This is a genomic window from Acinetobacter sp. ANC_7654 (assembly GCF_056779855.1).
In genome coordinates this window covers 275784-293335 of the sequence record NZ_JBWYIR010000003.1, presented here as the reverse complement: position 1 = coordinate 293335, position 17552 = coordinate 275784, and the positions used below count along the sequence as shown (strand labels likewise).

At 39.2% G+C, this 17552-nt stretch carries 17 protein-coding genes and 1 riboswitch; of the genes, 14 read left to right on the top strand and 3 right to left on the bottom strand.

Annotation, left to right across the window (positions count from 1 at the left end; translation table 11 throughout):
- Position 1: 1 nt before the first annotated feature.
- Positions 2 to 505 (top strand): GNAT family N-acetyltransferase, encoded by a 504-nt coding sequence (locus tag AC1M86_RS05730; protein WP_481607468.1) that lies wholly within the window; start codon positions 2 to 4, stop codon positions 503 to 505.
- Positions 506 to 559: 54 nt separating this feature from the next.
- Here the strand turns inward: AC1M86_RS05730 and AC1M86_RS05725 are convergent, their stop codons facing one another.
- The gene (locus AC1M86_RS05725; RefSeq protein ID WP_092766431.1) at positions 560 to 1228 is read right to left on the bottom strand and encodes an epoxyqueuosine reductase QueH; all 669 of its coding nucleotides are present in this window, start codon (positions 1226 to 1228) and stop codon (positions 560 to 562) included.
- 336 nt (positions 1229 to 1564) lie between these two features.
- Between AC1M86_RS05725 and AC1M86_RS05720 the strand changes: the two genes are divergently transcribed.
- From AC1M86_RS05720 to uca, 9 genes are all read left to right on the top strand, one after another.
- Entirely contained in the window at positions 1565 to 2548 is a 984-nt protein-coding gene (locus tag AC1M86_RS05720) for a putative oxygenase MesX (RefSeq protein WP_481588267.1), read from the top strand.
- A 50-nt stretch (positions 2549 to 2598) separates the two neighbouring features.
- Positions 2599 to 3642 (top strand): methionine synthase, encoded by a 1044-nt coding sequence (locus AC1M86_RS05715; RefSeq protein WP_481588266.1) that lies wholly within the window; start codon positions 2599 to 2601, stop codon positions 3640 to 3642.
- Positions 3643 to 3738: 96 nt separating this feature from the next.
- Entirely contained in the window at positions 3739 to 4233 is a 495-nt protein-coding gene (locus AC1M86_RS05710) for a flavin reductase (RefSeq protein WP_481588562.1), read from the top strand.
- Positions 4234 to 4276: 43 nt separating this feature from the next.
- Positions 4277 to 5077 carry a sulfite exporter TauE/SafE family protein gene (locus AC1M86_RS05705; protein WP_092766427.1) on the top strand — a complete coding sequence of 267 codons (801 nt, stop codon included), beginning with the start codon at positions 4277 to 4279 and terminating at the stop codon, positions 5075 to 5077.
- A gap of 103 nt (positions 5078 to 5180) precedes the next feature.
- Positions 5181 to 6098 (top strand): LysR family transcriptional regulator, encoded by a 918-nt coding sequence (locus tag AC1M86_RS05700; protein ID WP_092766426.1) that lies wholly within the window; start codon positions 5181 to 5183, stop codon positions 6096 to 6098.
- Between the two features lie 301 nt (positions 6099 to 6399).
- Complete coding sequence (locus AC1M86_RS05695; protein ID WP_092766425.1) at positions 6400 to 7062, top strand: hypothetical protein; 663 nt, start codon at positions 6400 to 6402, stop codon at positions 7060 to 7062.
- A 232-nt stretch (positions 7063 to 7294) separates the two neighbouring features.
- Positions 7295 to 7406, top strand: a riboswitch (guanidine-I (ykkC/yxkD leader).
- Positions 7407 to 7434: 28 nt separating this feature from the next.
- Positions 7435 to 8172 carry an urea amidolyase associated protein UAAP1 gene (locus AC1M86_RS05690; protein ID WP_481588265.1) on the top strand — a complete coding sequence of 246 codons (738 nt, stop codon included), beginning with the start codon at positions 7435 to 7437 and terminating at the stop codon, positions 8170 to 8172.
- A gap of 14 nt (positions 8173 to 8186) precedes the next feature.
- Positions 8187 to 8840, top strand: coding sequence for an urea amidolyase associated protein UAAP2 (locus AC1M86_RS05685; protein ID WP_481588264.1), 654 nt, complete (start codon positions 8187 to 8189; stop codon positions 8838 to 8840).
- A 2-nt stretch (positions 8841 to 8842) separates the two neighbouring features.
- A complete protein-coding gene (uca, locus tag AC1M86_RS05680) occupies positions 8843 to 12463 on the top strand; it encodes an urea carboxylase (protein ID WP_481607467.1) in 3621 nt (1206 codons plus the stop codon).
- A gap of 24 nt (positions 12464 to 12487) precedes the next feature.
- Here uca and AC1M86_RS05675 read toward each other — a convergent pair whose 3' ends face one another.
- The gene (locus AC1M86_RS05675; RefSeq protein WP_481587090.1) at positions 12488 to 14470 is read right to left on the bottom strand and encodes an AAA family ATPase; all 1983 of its coding nucleotides are present in this window, start codon (positions 14468 to 14470) and stop codon (positions 12488 to 12490) included.
- A 225-nt stretch (positions 14471 to 14695) separates the two neighbouring features.
- Complete coding sequence (locus AC1M86_RS05670; RefSeq protein ID WP_481592738.1) at positions 14696 to 15073, bottom strand: winged helix-turn-helix transcriptional regulator; 378 nt, start codon at positions 15071 to 15073, stop codon at positions 14696 to 14698.
- A gap of 128 nt (positions 15074 to 15201) precedes the next feature.
- Here AC1M86_RS05670 and AC1M86_RS05665 point away from each other — a divergent pair, with 128 nt between their 5' ends.
- The 4 genes from AC1M86_RS05665 (at position 15202) to AC1M86_RS05650 (ending at position 17549) form a co-directional block, all read left to right on the top strand.
- Positions 15202 to 16059, top strand: coding sequence for an SDR family oxidoreductase (locus AC1M86_RS05665; RefSeq protein WP_481607466.1), 858 nt, complete (start codon positions 15202 to 15204; stop codon positions 16057 to 16059).
- Positions 16060 to 16100: 41 nt separating this feature from the next.
- Positions 16101 to 16733: an NAD(P)H-dependent oxidoreductase gene (locus AC1M86_RS05660; protein ID WP_035263843.1), complete on the top strand. Its 633-nt coding sequence runs from the start codon at positions 16101 to 16103 to the stop codon at positions 16731 to 16733.
- A gap of 254 nt (positions 16734 to 16987) precedes the next feature.
- Positions 16988 to 17113 carry a hypothetical protein gene (locus AC1M86_RS05655; protein WP_481589896.1) on the top strand — a complete coding sequence of 42 codons (126 nt, stop codon included), beginning with the start codon at positions 16988 to 16990 and terminating at the stop codon, positions 17111 to 17113.
- Entirely contained in the window at positions 17106 to 17549 is a 444-nt protein-coding gene (locus tag AC1M86_RS05650) for a CopG family ribbon-helix-helix protein (RefSeq protein WP_035263841.1), read from the top strand. The genes AC1M86_RS05655 and AC1M86_RS05650 overlap by 8 nt, the downstream gene beginning before the upstream one ends.
- The last annotated feature ends 3 nt before the right edge of the window (positions 17550 to 17552 follow it).

Sequence of the window (17552 nt, the reverse complement as noted above, 5' to 3'; positions counted from 1 at the left end):
AATGAATTTAACCTATGAAACACTGCAATCCACCGATCAATCTGTCATTCAATTTGCTTTATATTCACGGCAGCTTTTATTTCCAGAACTGTATGGTGCTTGTATTCCAAAAGATATTGCCCAGTTTGAGCAGTACTATGTGGACAGTCCTTTAGGCTGTTTTATCGTGGTCAAAAATCAAGCCAAAATTATTGCAACGATTGCTTACCGTGCCTATGACGGACGTTTTGATTTGGATATTGCTGAAGGTGCTGGTGAGGTGGTCAAACTTTTTGTACTGCCTGAATATCGTCGACAAGGCATTGCCACGCAACTGTGTCAGTTATTATTTACACATGCCGAGCAACACGGCATAGAAACCTTGTATTTGCATACACATCCCTTTTTACCTGCAGCGGAGCAATTTTGGCGTTTACAAGGTTTCGACGTGATTAAACGTGAGTGGTTAAAAACTTACGATACCATTCATATGTTAAAAACTATAAAATCTGATCAACAATTTTGAAATTTAGCCATAAGCTTAATTATTTATATAGATTATAGCTAAATACTGAAGTAATCAGTCTAGATCATCCAGAGCATTTGAATAGAATTTCACACCTATTTTGATGCGATCACGCCCTTGGCTCATACGCCAACGATTAGTATCACGTAAGGAATAGACGCAACCACAATATTCCTGTTGGTAAAACTCCTCTTTTTTGCTGATTTCGAGCATACGCACAGCACCACCATTCTTACGCCAGTTGTAATCCCAATAAGTTATCCCTTCATAATGTGAAGCTGAACGATGACCACAGTCGTTGATTTGCTTCATATCTTTCCAACGGGAAATACCAAGCGAACTACTTATTAGACTGAAGCCATTTTCAGCTGCATATAAAGCTGTACGTTCAAAACGCATGTCAAAACACATAGTACAACGAATGCCTTTTTCAGGTTCATTTTCCATACCTTTGGCGCGTGCAAACCAATTGTCTGTATCGTAATCACAGTCGATAAAAGGAATGTTATGTTTTTCGGCAAAGCGAATATTTTCTTCTTTACGAATTTCATATTCTTTGACAGGATGAATATTGGGGTTATAAAAAAAGATCGAAAAGTTGATGCCTGATTCAATCAGGGTTTCCATCACTTCACCCGAGCATGGTGCACAGCAGGAATGAAGTAGAAGTTTGTCGTGACCTGCTGGGAGAGACAGTTTTTGACGTTCAAGTTTGTTTGACATGGTTATATAGGTTTAAATTTAAACCCTATATTTTAAAGATTGAGTTGATAATTAAACCTCTAATAAGCTGATATTTTCTAAGGTTAGGTTGAGATAAATTCACTTGAGCACCATTTGAGTGAACGGAATCGCATCCGTATACCAGTGATCTACTCATTAACTGTATGCATAAGTTAGCTCATCTATTCTAAATCGCTTTGAAATAGCGAATATGCTTTAACATGAGGGATTCTCATCTTAAGCTGAATTTATATCGTTTTACTCACTTTATTATTCACGTTTAAATACAGCCATTCAGAAATTTAGTTTTTTATAAAATTTTAGGTGGCAATCTCCATGAGTACAGCATTTGAGTGTTCAATTAAACGTATCCGTTTTGATGAAAACTATACGCCAGCAGAAAGTACACGTTTGACTACAAACTTTGCTAATTTGGCTCGTGGTGAAAGTCGTCAGGAAAATCTGCGCCGTACACTTGCGATGATCAACAACCGTTTTAATAGCTTGGCGACTGTCGATAATCCTAAAGGTGATCGCTATTCACTTGAGATCGACATCATTTCTGCAGAAATTGATATCGAAGGCAATGGACAAACTTTCCCATTTATTGAAACACTGAAAAGTGTGGTGATTGATCACCAAACAGGTGAACGTATTGAAGGTATGATTGGCAATAGCTTCTCATCTTATGTGCGTGATTATGACTTCAGTGTGGTATTGCCTCAGTTGGGTTGTGGCGTGGGTGAAAAACCTGAAGATTTTGGTAATCTACATGGCAAATTGTATAAACATCTAGTGAATTCAGCAGTATTTAAAGCAGAATTCAACAAAGAACCGGTAATTTGCTTAAGTGTTTCAACCTCTAAAACCTATTACCGTACCACCAACGTACATCCTATTTTGGGTGTGGAATACAAAAATGATGAATATTCACGTACCGATGAATATTTTGCCAAAATGGGCTTACGTGTACGTTATTTCAAACCTGAAGGTGGTAACGCACCACTCGCATTCTATTTCGCTGGAGATTTACTTCGTGATTACACTGATTTTGAATTGATCAGTGCGATTGCAACTATGGAAAGTTTCCAACGCATCTATCGACCTGAAATCTACAACACCAACTCTCCTGCAGGTGTGGTGTATCAACCAAGTCTAAGCTATGGCGATTATTCACTTACACGTGTGGTGTATGACCGTGTAGAACGTGCTGAGTTAGCAGTCAAACAAGGTAAATGGACAGAAGAAAATTTCATTAAGCCTTATCAAGACATTTTAAATGAATGGGCTGAAAATTTCGAAGTCGAAACAGCTGCTTAAAACATCCAATTGATATACAGATTCACGAATTTAGAGAAAGAAGATTAGACATGGCACTTACACCACCGAAATTATTACTCCCAACTTCAACTGCGGGTAGTTTACCGAAGCCATCTTGGTTAGCTGAGCCTGAAAAACTATGGTCTGCATGGAAACTCGAAGGGGAAGAGCTTCTTGAGGCAAAACGTGATGCATTGAAATTATCATTACATGAGCAAGTCACTGCTGGTATTGATATCGTGAGTGATGGTGAACAAACCCGTCAGCACTTCGTCACCACATTTATTGAGCATCTTGATGGTGTGGATTTCGAAAAGCGTGAAACCATGCGTATTCGTAATCGTTATGATGCAAGTGTACCTTCTGTTGTGGGCGAAGTTTCTCGTAAACAAGCGGTATTTGTTGAAGATGCGAAATTCTTGCGTAGCCAAACCAATCAGCCAATTAAATGGGCGTTGCCTGGTCCAATGACCATGATTGATACTTTATTTGATGGTCACTACAAGAGCCGTGAAAAATTGGCTTGGGAATTTGCCAAAATTTTAAACCAAGAAGCTTTAGAGCTTGAAGCAGCAGGCGTGGATATTATCCAATTCGATGAACCGGCGTTTAACGTATTCTTCGATGAAGTAAATGATTGGGGGGTACCAACCCTAGAGCGTGCACTTGAAGGTTTAAAATGTGAAACTGCGGTTCATATTTGCTACGGTTACGGTATTAAAGCCAATACCGATTGGAAACAAACTTTGGGTAATGAATGGCGCCAATACGAAGAGTCATTTCCGAAGCTACAACAATCTAAGCTCGATATTATTTCGCTTGAATGCCAAAACTCACGTGTGCCAATGGATTTGATTGAATTGATTCGTGGTAAGAAAGTCATGGTCGGTGCAATTGATGTGGCAACTAATCAAGTTGAAACCGCAGAAGAAGTCGCGAATACCCTGCGTAAAGCTTTGCAATTTGTGGACGCGGATAAGCTTTATCCATCAACGAACTGTGGTATGACGCCGCTCTCTCGTCAAGTGGCACGTGGCAAGCTTGAGGCTTTAAGTGCTGGAGCTGCCATTGTCCGTAAAGAGCTAGAAGCTTAATCAAACGTAGTCTTGTATTAATCAGGGCAAATCGTCGCAAGATCATTTGTTCTGTCTAATGTACGACACGTCATATGTATATTTGAGATGAAAGAGATGATTGAAGCAACAGACTTTAGAAATGCAATGTCTTTACTTACAACTGCGGTAAATGTGATTACAACCACAGGCGAAGCAGGGATGCATGGCTTTACTGCATCTGCGGTATGTAGTGTCACAGATACTCCGCCAACACTATTAGTCTGTATGAATCAGTCCTCTCGTTCACATGTACATTTTGTTGAAAATAAAATCTTAGCTGTAAACGTACTGAGTACTCAGCATGAACAGCTTTCGAATGCTTTTGCTTCAAGCAAGCTCAGCTCAGAAGATCGCTTCAGACTAGGTGATTGGATTGATTTAAAAACTGGGTCGCCGATTTTAGAAGATGCTTTAGTCAGTTTTGATTGCGAGATTGAGACTATTCAACAAGTCGGTACACATAGTATTTTTTTATGCCGTGTGACTGCAGTAAAGCAAAGTAATCAAGAAGAAAGTTTGGTGTACTTTAACCGTGCTTATCATCAAGTGGGTCAGTTGGAACACGCTTAATTCAACCCCTTAATCCCTTCATCTTTTTAAAAGTTAGTCTATTGTGGAACTTATAACCTTTTTAATCATCGGTGCATTTGCTGGTTTTGCGGCTGGGCTGTTTGGTGTAGGCGGTGGTACGATTATTGTGCCACTACTTTTTATTGTCTTTACCCAAATGGGTTATGATCCTGATGTCATTATGCATCTGGCACTAGGAACATCTTTAGCAACAATCGTTGTCACTTCGATTAGCTCATTAATGGCACACCATAAAAATGGTGCTGTGCTATGGCCTGTATTTAAAAATTTAGCTCCACCCATGGCCATCGGCTGTTTTGCAGGTGCTGGAATTGCTGGTTTGTTACCGGGATTACATCTTCAAATCATGGTCGGCTTATTTTTGATTTGGGTGGCGTATACTATGTTTACAGGCGCGAACAAAGCAGTTAATTCAACAATGGCTCTTCCTTCATCAAGTCAGCAAGTTGCAGCAGGTAGTGTCATTGGGATTGCATCTGCACTCTTTGGGATAGGTGGTGGTAGTCTGACCGTTCCATATCTGAATCGTTATGGGGTGGTGATGCAAAAGTCTGTCGGTACATCTGCTGCTTGTGGATTACCAATAGCTCTAGCTGGTGCTATAGGGTTTATGGTTTTTGGTATGACTGCTGAGATCAATGTGCCGAATACCATCGGGTATGTTCATATTTATGCTTTCATTGGCATTAGTGTGATGAGTTTTATAACAGCAAAATTTGGTGCCAAAACTGCACATGCCTTATCGCCAGCAATGTTAAAGAAATGTTTCGCTGTCTTGTTGGTTATCATAGGAAGTATCTTCCTTGTAAAAGGATTGATTTAATTTCACCCAAATGTCTTATCAGCCTAGATAGCTCACTTAATGTGGGCTAAAGCGAAGATTTTAATATGTCCCTAGAGGGATCATGATTTGAGTTTTTTCCCATATGATCGAACTAAAACATTTGAAAATGCTATTGGCTTTGAGAGAGCATGGCTCTTTAGTCGCTGCAGCGAGTGATCTCTGCATTACACCTTCAGCCGTATCTCATCAGTTACGTGAGCTTGATCAGTGGATGGGGGTTGAAGTCGTCAACCGCAAGACGAGACCAATTACTTTTTCTAATGTTGGCTTAAGACTGTTGCAGTTAGCGGATGAAATTTTACCGCAAGTTCAGATTGCTCAAAGCGATATCACGCGTATTATCCATGGGCAAACTGGCAGAATTACATTTTCTTCAGAATGCCATAGTTGTTTTGATTGGCTCATGCCGATATTAAATCAGTATCGAAACCAATATCCTGATGTTGATTTAGATTTCGCATCAGGGTTTGAAGCAAATCCTCATGAATTGCTACAAAATGGCGAATTTGATTTGTTGATTACTGCAGACCCAATTGCATTAAAGGGAGTTGAATATTTCCCAGTATTTGAATATGAATCACGACTTGTTTTATCTACAACACATCCTTTGGTACGTGCAAAAAACATTACTGTTCAAGATTTAGCTGATGAAACGCTGATTACATTTCCAGTAGACAAACATCGTTTAGATATCATGTCGAAGTTGTTCATTCCTGCAAATATTCTTCCAAAAAATATTCGAACCACAGATCTGACCCAGATGCTGATTCAGTTAGTCGCAAGTGGGCGTGGAATCGCAGCTTTACCAGATTGGGTGGTAAACGAATATGAAACCAAAGGGTGGGTCACTTCACGTCGCCTAGATTGCGTTGCACCAGAGGGGTTAAGGCGTACTTTATATGCAGGTTTTCGAACTGAAGATAAGGAAAAAGATTATTTCGATTCATTTATAAAAAAATTAGCTAAATTTTCAGAATCAAGAAAACTTTATTACATGTAATAAAGTTTAATCATTCTGAATAAAGTGAAGATTGAACCTCGAATGAATCTTCATATCAATAATGAGCGAAGTTAAGATGAAAATTAGATAGTCGCTATTATTTGTATGAAGACGAATTTTTTGCTTTTGATTATACTTTTTTAACTAAGATTGATGTCTGACATCGAGACATTGGACTCATCATCTGTTTGTAGAAAGTAAACGATCTGATCTCAGTCCATTGTCCACCATTTTGGTCATTTATCTAAGTGTTTTTTTTTAATTATAAAACTCAATTCATTATAAATTTAAGATTATATCCATGATACAACTCATACCTTCATTTTCAGTTTCAGACTATCTCAGCTTATTTTCGATTATTTGTACGACGCTTATAGGTATCGTCGCTGTCTTTTACGGTCGAAAAACGTATTTTGTGAGTCTGAAAAGTTTTAATGAAAATAAAAATTTATATGAGGCTGCATCTTTTTACATTCGAGAATTTATCTCTGTAAGCCCGAATAAAACAATAGATCCTTTTTTGAAGAAAATTGCCAGTGATCAACTCAATGGCGGTGTCGAGATTCCTTCATTTTTAACCGATATACTTATACGCAAATATGCAGATTACTATTTTTACTTAGTGAAGTCCCTTCGCACTACATGGAAATTTTTTAAAGTTGAAAATGGAGAAATTCAATGTATTTATTCAGAACGGGAATTAGTCTTTAAAGGGTTAGCGTATGGTGCCTTATATACCGTCACCGGTTCTTTAGCTTTTTTTATATTTTCAAATTTTACTTGGTTTTTAGCTCGTTATACCTCAGATAGCGCATTAAACACAGGGATGACTTTAATCATTTTACTTGTATTTCTTTTGTTCGTAGCACTTGGAAGCTTAGTTATGATTTTTAAGTTAATCACTGTGCGTGATATCAACCAGAGTCTAAACCTACTTAAGCAATCAGAAAATAACCGCTCATAACAAACAAAATAGAATCATGTGTTAGCTTTTTTCTTTGCACAAGAAAATTGCACGCAGGTTAATTTCGGTGCTTACCGAGTATTCTTTACTCCGACTGATTCAACAGGTTTACTTCAATAAAGTTCCGTTCAATACAATCAGCTCTAAGAGAAATGTTATATATCAAGCGACAGTAATACTAAAACACAAAAGAGTATTACTTTGGCACAGCCTTTGCATCTATTTATTCAATCATAAAGTGATCTAGGGTTCCGATACATGAAGTTTCATGTAGGTCTGCGACCGAGAGTTCACGGCTTAAGTTGCAAGCTTAAGCTACACGGAGGGATAAAAGCCCGGGAGGTAAACCGTAAAAGATTGGGATGGATGCATATGAGCACAATAAATTATCACGAAGATCAAGTCCTTTGGACGGAACGTTTACCGGGTGGACACCACTGGTCAGCACGCATTCAGCGTGGCGCAGTATTACAACTCAAATCCTTAGGCAAAAATGCCAATGTGGCTCTATACTGTGTAAATTCAGAAGATAAACTCGAACGCTATAACATGCCAGACAGCTTAAAAGGGCAACATACGGCATTTTTAAGCACGGGGCATATCCTTGCATCTGACCTGGGTCGCGCGATGATTTCCATTGTCAAAGACGACCACGGGTGGAATGATGCATTCTGCGCACCAAGTAATGCACAACAAATCGAAAAACAATTTGGCACGCAAACCTTTCAAGATGCCCGTAATGACATGTACCGTAACGGCAAAGATTCTTTACTGCTTGAAATGACCAAATTCGGCTTATCCGCAACAGACCTTAGCAGTACTTTAAATCTGTTTTCCAAAGTTCAACCAGATGACAATGGCAACCTCAGTTATGTGGCATCTGACAATACTGATCAAGTGATTGAACTGCGCTTTGAAATGGATTGCTTAGTGTTCTTATCATCCGCACCGCATGCTTTAGATAACAGCACGGAATATGCGCCTGTCGATGTTCAATTGTCTTTATACAAAGCACTTCCTTTAAGCGACAGCGATGTATGTCGTGATTCATGCCCGCAAAATCAGCGTGCATTTCAAAACAATAATCGTTACTACGCACTCAGCGCTTAATTGGGGGATACAACATGACTGCATTAGTGAAATTAGAAAAATCAGTTTTAAGCGAAGTTTGTCCTGCCGGTGAAGCATGGATGTGCGAAGTCAAAAAAGGACAGTATTTCCGTATTGTGGATTTAGAAGGCAACCAAGCGGTGGATACGCTGTTTATCTCGGCATCAAACCCTGAAGAGCGTTATAGCGCAACTGATACCTTAGCGATTAATCAACAAATCTATTTAGAAAAAGGCACAGCTCTATACACCAACTTTGGCAACAAAATTGCCACCATCCATGATGATAACTGCGGTCGCCATGACACTTTAGGCGGTGCTTGTTCATGTGAAAGTAACACCGTTCGTTATGCACATGACAAATATCCAATGCACAGTTGCCGTAACAATTTCATGATTGCATTGTCTCAGCATCCAATTGCCAAAAAACATGGCTTAAACGTGCACCACATCGGTCCAAATATTAACTTTTTTATGAATGTGCCCGTGACCTCTGAGGGGCATCTAAAGTTTGATGATGGTATTTCTGCACCGGGTAAATATGTGGAAATTAAAGCGGAAATGGATTTAATCGTGCTGATCTCCAACTGCCCACAACTGAATAATCCTTGTAATGCCTATAACCCAACCAAAATTCAATTGATCATCCGTGAAGGCGAGGACGCATAACCATGACTAAAAAATATGGATTGAATAAAGTTTTGATCGCCAACCGTGGTGCAATTGCGTGTCGTGTCATTCGTACCCTTAAAAAACTCGGTATCCAATCAGTTGCAGTCTATTCAGAGGCCGATCGTGATTCACTGCATGTGACTTTAGCGGATGAAGCGGTGTATATCGGTGAAGCACCAGCCAGCCAAAGCTACTTAAACGTTGAAAAAATCTTAGAGGTTGCTAAACAAACCGGAGCACAAGCCATTCATCCGGGTTATGGCTTCTTGTCTGAAAATGCTGAATTCTGCGACCTATGTGAATCACAGGGTATTGCTTTTATTGGACCAAATTCTGCGCAGATGCGTGCCTTTGGTCTGAAACACACGGCGCGTGAGCTTGCGATTCAAGCCAATGTGCCATTATTACCGGGTAGTCAATTACTTGCAGATGAAGCTGAAGCCTTAACGGAAGCGAATCGTATTGGTTATCCTGTGATGCTGAAAAGTACCGCAGGTGGCGGTGGGATCGGCATGCGCTTGGTCTGGAATGAAGCTGAACTGAAAGATGCTTATGCAACCGTGTCTTATTTAGCCCAAGCCAACTTTAAAGATGCCGGTTTGTATCTTGAAAAATTTGTACAAAATGCCCGTCATATTGAAGTGCAAATTTTTGGCGATGGTCAAGGTCAGGTGATCGCACTCGGTGAGCGTGATTGTTCGGTACAGCGTCGTAACCAAAAAGTGATTGAGGAAACCCCGGCACCGCATATCAATGATGAACAACGTGCCTATATCCAAAATGTTGCCATTCAACTGATGCAATCGGTGAACTATCGTTCTGCCGGTACGGTTGAATTTGTGATGGATACTGACACACAAGCATTCTATTTCTTGGAAGTGAACACCCGTCTACAAGTGGAACATGGTGTGACTGAGCAAGTCTTTGGTGTGGACTTGGTGGAATGGATGGTGACATTAGCCAGCGGTGATTGGACCGCGCCAACTAAAAAATTGGAATCTAATGGTCATTCGATTCAAGTACGTTTATATGCTGAAGACCCAATCAAAAACTTCCAACCCAGTGCCGGTTTACTGACACATGTTGAGTTTGATGCTAATGCCCGTAATGAAACATGGGTAGAAACAGGTTCAAATGTATCATCATTCTATGACCCGATGATTGCTAAAATCATTGTCACAGCAGGCGATCGTGCTTCTGCGATTCAAGCCATGACGGATACTTTGGCGAAAACTTCAGTTGCAGGGATTGAAACCAATCTTGAATATCTACAAAACATCATCGACTGTGAGGTATTTAAAGCGGGTACACAAACCACACGCTTCCTCAATACCTTTGAGTGGAAAACCCAAAAGGTTGAAGTGTTGCAAGCGGGTATTCAAACTGCCGTGCAAGATGTCACAGGGCGTTTGGGCTATTGGGATGTCGGTGTGCCACCATCCGGTGCGATTGACCCATTATCACTGAATGTTGCAAACCAATTACTTGGCAACGCCTATAACACCGCAGGGCTTGAATGTACGTTACAAGGTCCAACTCTAAAATTCCATTGTGATAGCCAAATCGTGCTTGCCGGTGGTGATATGCCATCAACACTAGATGGTGCTCAAGTTCCGATGTGGCAAACCGTGAATGTGCGTAAAGGTCAGATTCTCAAATGTGGCAAAATCGCGACAGGTTGCCGGACTTATATCGGCATCAAAGGTGGTCTGAATGTGCCTGAATATCTCGGCTCACAAGCGACTTTTACCTTGGGTCAGTTTGGTGGTCATGCCGGGCGTAACTTACTGATTGGCGATATGCTCCCAATTACAGCATTCACAAGCGATGAAATTAAAGCTCTTGCACCTGAACAAGTGCCTTCATTTAGCCATGAATGGGAAATTGCGGTGATGTACGGCCCACATGGTGCGCCTGATTTCTTCACCAAAAATGATATTGATACCTTCTTTGCCAATACCTTTGAGATTCACTTTAACTCGAGCCGTACCGGTATCCGCCTGATTGGTCCAAAACCAGAATGGGCACGTGAAGATGGTGGTGAAGCGGGTCTACATCCATCCAATATTCATGATAATGCCTATGCCATTGGTGCTATCGACTTTACCGGTGACATGCCAATTATCTTGGGTCCAGATGGTCCAAGTCTCGGTGGTTTCGTTTGTCCTGCAGTGGTGATTCATTCTGAACTATGGAAACTCGGTCAGCTTAAAGCCGGTGACAAAGTGAAATTTGTCCCTGTAAGTTATCACCAAGCCAAACTTTTGAATGAAAAATATCATGCGCAATTAGAAGCTTCAGATACACAAGCGGTGGCATTTGATGAGTCGTTCTATTCTGAAATCTCAACCTTAAAAAATGCCGTACTTGATACCTTAAAAGGTGAAAATGGTGCGCCTGATGTGGTGTATCGTCCTGCGGGTAACAACTACATGCTCGTGGAATATGGCGACTTGGTGCTTGATCTGAACTTACGTTTCCGAATTCATGCGCTGATGCAATGGGTTCAAAAGCAAAATATTCAGGGCATTATCGACCTGACACCAGGTATTCGTTCGCTACAAATTCATTTTGATTCGATCAAGCTCGATCAACTTGATTTACTGCGTTTATTGCAAGTCGCTGAAGCTGAATTGCCTGATGTGACCGAGATGCAAGTCCTATCACGGACTGTATATTTACCACTGGCTTGGGAAGATTCACAAACGCAACTTGCCACCGAACGCTATATGCAAACCGTTCGTCCAGATGCACCGTGGTGTCCAGACAATATCGAATTTATCCGTCGTATTAATGGCTTAAAAGACAAGCAAGCCGTAAAAGATGTGGTGTATGACGCAAGCTATTTAGTCATGGGCTTGGGCGATGTGTACCTTGGTGCACCTGTGGCAACCCCACTTGATCCACGTCAGCGTTTGGTCACCACTAAATATAATCCTGCACGGACTTGGACACCTGAAAATGCTGTCGGTATTGGTGGTGCTTATATGTGCGTGTATGGCATGGAAGGTCCGGGGGGCTATCAGTTTGTTGGTCGTACCACGCAAATGTGGTCACGCTACCGTAAAAATGCTGACTTTGAGCAAGGCAAACCGTGGTTACTGCGTTTCTTTGACCAAATTAAATTCTATGAAGTGTCTGAAGAAGAACTTATGCAGATGCGTGAGGACTTTAAAGCTGGTCGCTTAAAACTGCGTATTGAAGAAGGCGTATTAAACTTAAAAGAGTACAACGACTTCTTAACTGAAAACCAAGAGTCCATTTCGGCATTTAAGTCTGTGCAACAAGCCAACTTTGATGCAGAACGTCGTCGTTGGCATGAGGCAGGACTTGCAGAATACGTGTCTGAAAGCCTTGATACTGTGGATGATAGTGAAGGCGTGGAAGTGCCTGAAGGGGGCTGTGCGGTGGAATCACATATGCCGGGTTCAATTTGGAAAATTGAATGTCAGTCAGGGGATATTGTGGAAGAAGGCGCTACGCTTGCCGTGATTGAAGCGATGAAGATTGAGATTCCAATTATTGCGCCTGAACGTATGAAGGTTGAAGCGATTAGCATTGAAAAAGGGCAAACTGTGAAAACAGGGCAGGTGTTGTTTACGTTGGCGCCTGTGGCTTGATGAGATAGTAATAAAAAAGACCGCTTAAGCGGTCTTTTTATTTGGTAAAGGATTTTCCGATATAATGTGTTCGAATATTTTCTCACATAATTCTTTAGCAGAATCAGTTAATTCCCATTCAACATGATCCATAACTGTTAGAACTAAGCGACAAAATTTAAGTTTTTCTTTAATAGTGCCTGATTGATCGGAAAAACATTTTTTAGGTTTGCCATCGTCAGTTTTAGGATCACCATCTTTAATTTGATCATCGATAATTTTTCCAATTCCATTTTTAGCATGGAAATAATTTTTAGAAATATTTAGCTTTAAAATGTCGAAACCTTTTTTTGTATCTGCTTGCATACCATCTATGGATGGATGATTGGAAAGGATATTTCTTTTTAGCTCATTATCCTGAAAAGCATCCTTTAAGCCTAAAAATTTAATACGGCAAGCATGGTAAATAATGTTTGATGGAAGGGTATTTTCAGTTTCTTTACATTTTAAAAGTAAAAATTTTTCACCAAGATTTTCTTCTAGAATTTCAGCTCTGTTACTTTTATTTTTGATATCACCATCTGCAATAAGTAAGACGCTACTTGTTGTTAAGAGAGCATTTAAACCGCGATCATCTAAATGATCAGTAAATTTATCTCTGAAGTCCCAATGCGTTAAGTTGCTACCTGCATATTCTACAAAAGTGTAGTGATAATTCGGCATTAGCCGTTGAATATCTGATGAGCGAAATTTATATAAATCTAATTTATTAGGTTTTCTTTCAACGAATAAGGCTTCTTCTTGTTTTAAAACTTCTAAATATTTCTGCATATATTTAGTGATATACAGCCGATCTGTAATACCCTCTACCCAAATAGTACAGTTTGCCAAATAAACCGAAGAAGGACGTACACCGAGAGAAGCAAGTAAGTCACGATCTCGGTCACAACGATAAATCTTAAACTCGAATTCGCTCGAGTTATCTTCTTTAGGTTGCTTCACAAATTTTTGAATCATGACTTGGTCTGATTCATCTGCCATATCTAAAAGATGATTCGAGTGTGTGGTAAAAAAGTAATAATGTGGCGTTTCATTTAAGTAAAAATTCATGAGTTGACGAACCATACCTGCATGCATATGAAGTTCTGGTTCTTCTATAAAGAAAGCATGTGTTTTATCTTTGTTGATAAATGCTTCATAAGTCAAAATGATGGCTTGTTGCAGACCATCACCTAATTGAGATATAGCAAATTGTTTATCTTTACCAATTTTAATATTCACAACGTCTTGATCATGTTTAGGAATCAATGAAACAGCTTCGTTATCAAAGAAATATTGGCTTAATTTTTCTTCATAGCTTTTAATTAATTCGCGTTGTTCAGGCTCACCTAGCAAATGAATTTTAAGTTCATGGTATAGGCATTCACCTGTAATAATGTTTTTAGAATTAAATTTATCTCTATTGGGGAAATAATCTTTTTGAGCACGTTCGATGTATGGTTGTTTGTTTTCTTGGTTAGTGACCGGACGCATTCCACGTAGAATAGGGATATAAAATCTATTTAAAAAACAACCAGAAATTTTTACAATTTCTTCATCACTTATCTCGAAAAGACTATAATCCTCAAAAAATCCTTTTAAATTATTATCTCTTTCTAAAAATCCTTTAATGGAAGAATTTAAATAGATTAACTGATTTACTTTATTATTTTCCAAATCTTGAATTAGATCTTTATAATTATGTTTAATATTGGAATAGCTTGAACTATATCCAAACTGTGTTTCTAAATTAGGTAAACGTGTCTTTAAAATTTTTAAATTCTTGACCAATTTTTGTAAGTTATAAAATCCACTAGGATAATTACTAATAAATAGATTTCTTAAAAATCGACTTTTTCCTGCATTATTCTTACCAATGAAAAAATTAAGACGTTTTATTTCTATTACTTCTTCATTATCGGTTTCTGTATCATTATCTGAACTGTAACCTTCTAAATTTTCAGCCCAGTAATATAATTTTTCTGTCATAAAAAGTCCCTATATTTGGTGACTAATTTAGCAGTAATTTATTTCTTTTCAAATTGATAAAAATTACCAATACTCTATAAAAATGAGCTCAGTAGCCCAATTGATCTTTATAAAGTGAAATTGAGATCGGCAGGCTATTGCTTGGTCTATCAAGTCATCGATGCAAAAATTGTGGTACTGGTCTTAGACTTAGACCGCCTTGATTCGATCAATAAAAAAATATAATTATTTCAAACTCTCTTTATGCTCTTGTCCCCAAACCGCCATTTGAACCATCAACTTTTCTAGGCCACGACCTGATGGCGTCAGATCATACATTGAGGTCGTTTTACCTGTGGTTTCATCAAGAGACTCAATTTTTTCAACAACATTGTTCAATTCAAGTTCTTTAAGCTCTTTAGAAATCATTCTGGGTGTAATGCCTTGCAGCAGACGTTCAATCTCATTAAAACGGCGTGGCTGTTTAATCATGGTTGCAACAATCGCAAGTTTCCATTTGCCATTAATGACGTTCATGGCATTTTTAAGCGCCACAATAAACATCAAATTACATTGGTCATCTTCGCTTAATGTTTCAGCATTCTCTTTCATAAAATCAGCCATCTATCCTCCCATCTCGTCATAAAATTTAATCAAATGAAATCCTAAATTCACTATACAACAGTATAGTGATCTCGTTTTTTAACTCGCCTATAAATTACATCATTGCAAAAATAATCCAAGGTTATTAAATGATTTTAGTTACCGGTGCTACTGGCCATTTAGGGCGAAGTGTAGTGCAACAATTAAAGCAACAGCTACAAAACAATGAATTTGCTGTATTGGCGAGAAACTTAGAAAAAGCCAAACCTTATGTCAACGAACATATTGAAGTGCGTGAAGGAGATTTCAATCAACCTGAAAGTTTGATCAAAGCCTTTCAGGGTGTCGACAAGCTACTTCTTATTTCAACGATGGAAATGAATCGCTTTGAACAACATAAGAATGTTATCGATGCTGCGCGTGAAGCAGGTGTTCAGCATGTGTATTACACAGGTTTATCCATTCAAAATATTGAAAATTCAGCGGTGAAGGATTTGATGATCAGTCATTTTCAAACTGAAGATTATCTCAAAGCAAGCGGACTGAATTATACACTCCTACGCAACACCATGTATGCAGAAGCGATTCCACAAATTATTGGGGAAAGGGTCATCGATACAGGCATCCAGCTCTCTGGAGGTGCGGGAAAAGTGCCTTATGTGTTAAGGGCAGAGTTAGGAGAAGCAATAGCAAATGCCTTAATTCAAAATGATCATGAGAACAAGGTCTATGAGTTAGTCGGCAGCCAAGCTTATAGTTATCAAGATATTGCTGATGAGCTGAGTCAAATTAAAACAATACCAGTGGAATATCACGATCTCACTGAAGAAGCCTATCAACAGTTGTTAAAAAGAATCGGTTTGCCCGAATTTATGATCTATCTCACACATGGCACAGTTGTAGATATTAAACATCAGCAGTATGAAGTTCAAAGCCAAGATTTAGAAAAACTTTTAGGTCGTCCAAGCCAATCACTCAAATCAATGTTGGCGAGTTTATACGCTTAAAGAATTAAAAATATTCACATTTAAACATTATAGGTAAATACATGAAATTATTAGAAGCTTTACAGTGGCGTTATGCAACCAAACAAATGACTGGTGAAAAACTACCGCAAGAATTAGTCGATCAAATTCTTGAAGCTGCGCGTTTAGCACCGACCTCAGCGGGCTTACAACCGTTCCATATTATCTCGATCAGCAACCAAGAACTTAAAGAGAAAATTTCACCAGTTGCATTGAATCAACCGCAAATTACCCAGTCATCGCATCTTTTGGTATTTACGGCTTGGGATACGATTCCAGACGAGCGTATTGATGAACGCTATAACGCCATGAATCGTGAGCGTCATTTACCTTTAGATACGACCATGGATGTGGTGCAAAACTTAAAGAACCTGTTCTCGACGTTTACTGAAGAGCAGCAATACCACCATACTGCAAAACAGGCTCATATTGGTTTTGGTATGGCAATTGCGGCAGCAGCTGAGTTAGGTGTAGATGCAACGCCAATGGAAGGTTTTGATAAAGACGGTCTGGATGAATTATTAGGTTTAAAAGAAAAAGGCTTAAAGTCTGTGGTGCTATTGGCACTAGGTCGCCGTAATCCAGAAAAAGATTGGTTAATTGGATTGAAGAAATTCCGTATTCCGCGTGAGGAGTTCGTCACTGATATCCAGTAAAGTATTTCATTAGAACAAGAAGACAAAATAATAACCATTCGAGTTGACCGTCTATCTCCAGAAAGGCGGTCTTTTTGCATTTCTGAACATTGAACAAATCAAGTGCACAAATTTGATTCATGCACATTTTTGAATCTTTCCGACGACTTTTTTCCTAGCCCTCTTTTATATATCTCAAGAAAAGTTTTGGCACGTTTTCTGCATTTACCAAGTATTACCAATTCTTTTTTTTGTAATACCTAGAGGTGCTGCAGATGACGACAAATCAAACCAAACAATCGAAGCATCCCATCCTTCAATTCTTCATTGAACTGATGAGTGTCCGTGCCGGTTTACACTTACAACAATCTCAAAAACCTAAGGAGCTCAAACGTGCCTAAACAGAAGCTGGCGCGGATCAGCATCACTTTACCTGAAAATACATTGCAGGCTATGGATCAAAAAATTGTAGATCAACATTATGAAAGCCGATCTCAAGCCATTGTTGACATGATTAACCACCATTTGATCAATGACCTTGTTAGCCGCAATGAAGTCATGGTCGGTACTTTAACCTTATTGTATGACGTCAGTTTAAAGCCATTAAGAACACAACTTATTGATTTACAGCAACAGTTTTTGACTCAGGTGATTAGTTCACTACATATCCAATTAGATGATGACAAAGTCATGCAGGTGATGTTGATGCAAGGGGTCAGCAGTGACCTAAAAGCCATCAGTGAGCAATTTAAAGCATTAAAAGGGGTAATTAAGGGGCATTTAGAGCTGATGGATGCAGTCATGCCACCTATTCCTCAAAATTCGGAACACGTATAAGGA

Excerpts from the sequence above, each read along its gene's own strand:
- uca (WP_481607467.1), top strand. The coding sequence starts at position 8,843 with ATGACTAAAAAATATGGATTGAATAAAGTTTTGATCGCCAACCGTGGT.
- AC1M86_RS05710 (WP_481588562.1), top strand. The coding sequence starts at position 3,739 with ATGATTGAAGCAACAGACTTTAGAAATGCAATGTCTTTACTTACAACT.
- AC1M86_RS05725 (WP_092766431.1), bottom strand. The coding sequence starts at position 1,228 with ATGTCAAACAAACTTGAACGTCAAAAACTGTCTCTCCCAGCAGGTCAC.
- AC1M86_RS05700 (WP_092766426.1), top strand. The coding sequence starts at position 5,181 with ATGATCGAACTAAAACATTTGAAAATGCTATTGGCTTTGAGAGAGCAT.
- AC1M86_RS05655 (WP_481589896.1), top strand. The coding sequence starts at position 16,988 with ATGACGACAAATCAAACCAAACAATCGAAGCATCCCATCCTTCAATTC.
- AC1M86_RS05685 (WP_481588264.1), top strand. The coding sequence starts at position 8,187 with ATGACTGCATTAGTGAAATTAGAAAAATCAGTTTTAAGCGAAGTTTGT.
- AC1M86_RS05675 (WP_481587090.1), bottom strand. The coding sequence starts at position 14,470 with ATGACAGAAAAATTATATTACTGGGCTGAAAATTTAGAAGGTTACAGT.
- AC1M86_RS05665 (WP_481607466.1), top strand. The coding sequence starts at position 15,202 with ATGATTTTAGTTACCGGTGCTACTGGCCATTTAGGGCGAAGTGTAGTG.
- AC1M86_RS05720 (WP_481588267.1), top strand. The coding sequence starts at position 1,565 with ATGAGTACAGCATTTGAGTGTTCAATTAAACGTATCCGTTTTGATGAA.
- AC1M86_RS05730 (WP_481607468.1), top strand. The coding sequence starts at position 2 with ATGAATTTAACCTATGAAACACTGCAATCCACCGATCAATCTGTCATT.
- AC1M86_RS05670 (WP_481592738.1), bottom strand. The coding sequence starts at position 15,073 with ATGGCTGATTTTATGAAAGAGAATGCTGAAACATTAAGCGAAGATGAC.
- AC1M86_RS05660 (WP_035263843.1), top strand. The coding sequence starts at position 16,101 with ATGAAATTATTAGAAGCTTTACAGTGGCGTTATGCAACCAAACAAATG.
- AC1M86_RS05695 (WP_092766425.1), top strand. The coding sequence starts at position 6,400 with ATGATACAACTCATACCTTCATTTTCAGTTTCAGACTATCTCAGCTTA.
- AC1M86_RS05690 (WP_481588265.1), top strand. The coding sequence starts at position 7,435 with ATGAGCACAATAAATTATCACGAAGATCAAGTCCTTTGGACGGAACGT.
- AC1M86_RS05715 (WP_481588266.1), top strand. The coding sequence starts at position 2,599 with ATGGCACTTACACCACCGAAATTATTACTCCCAACTTCAACTGCGGGT.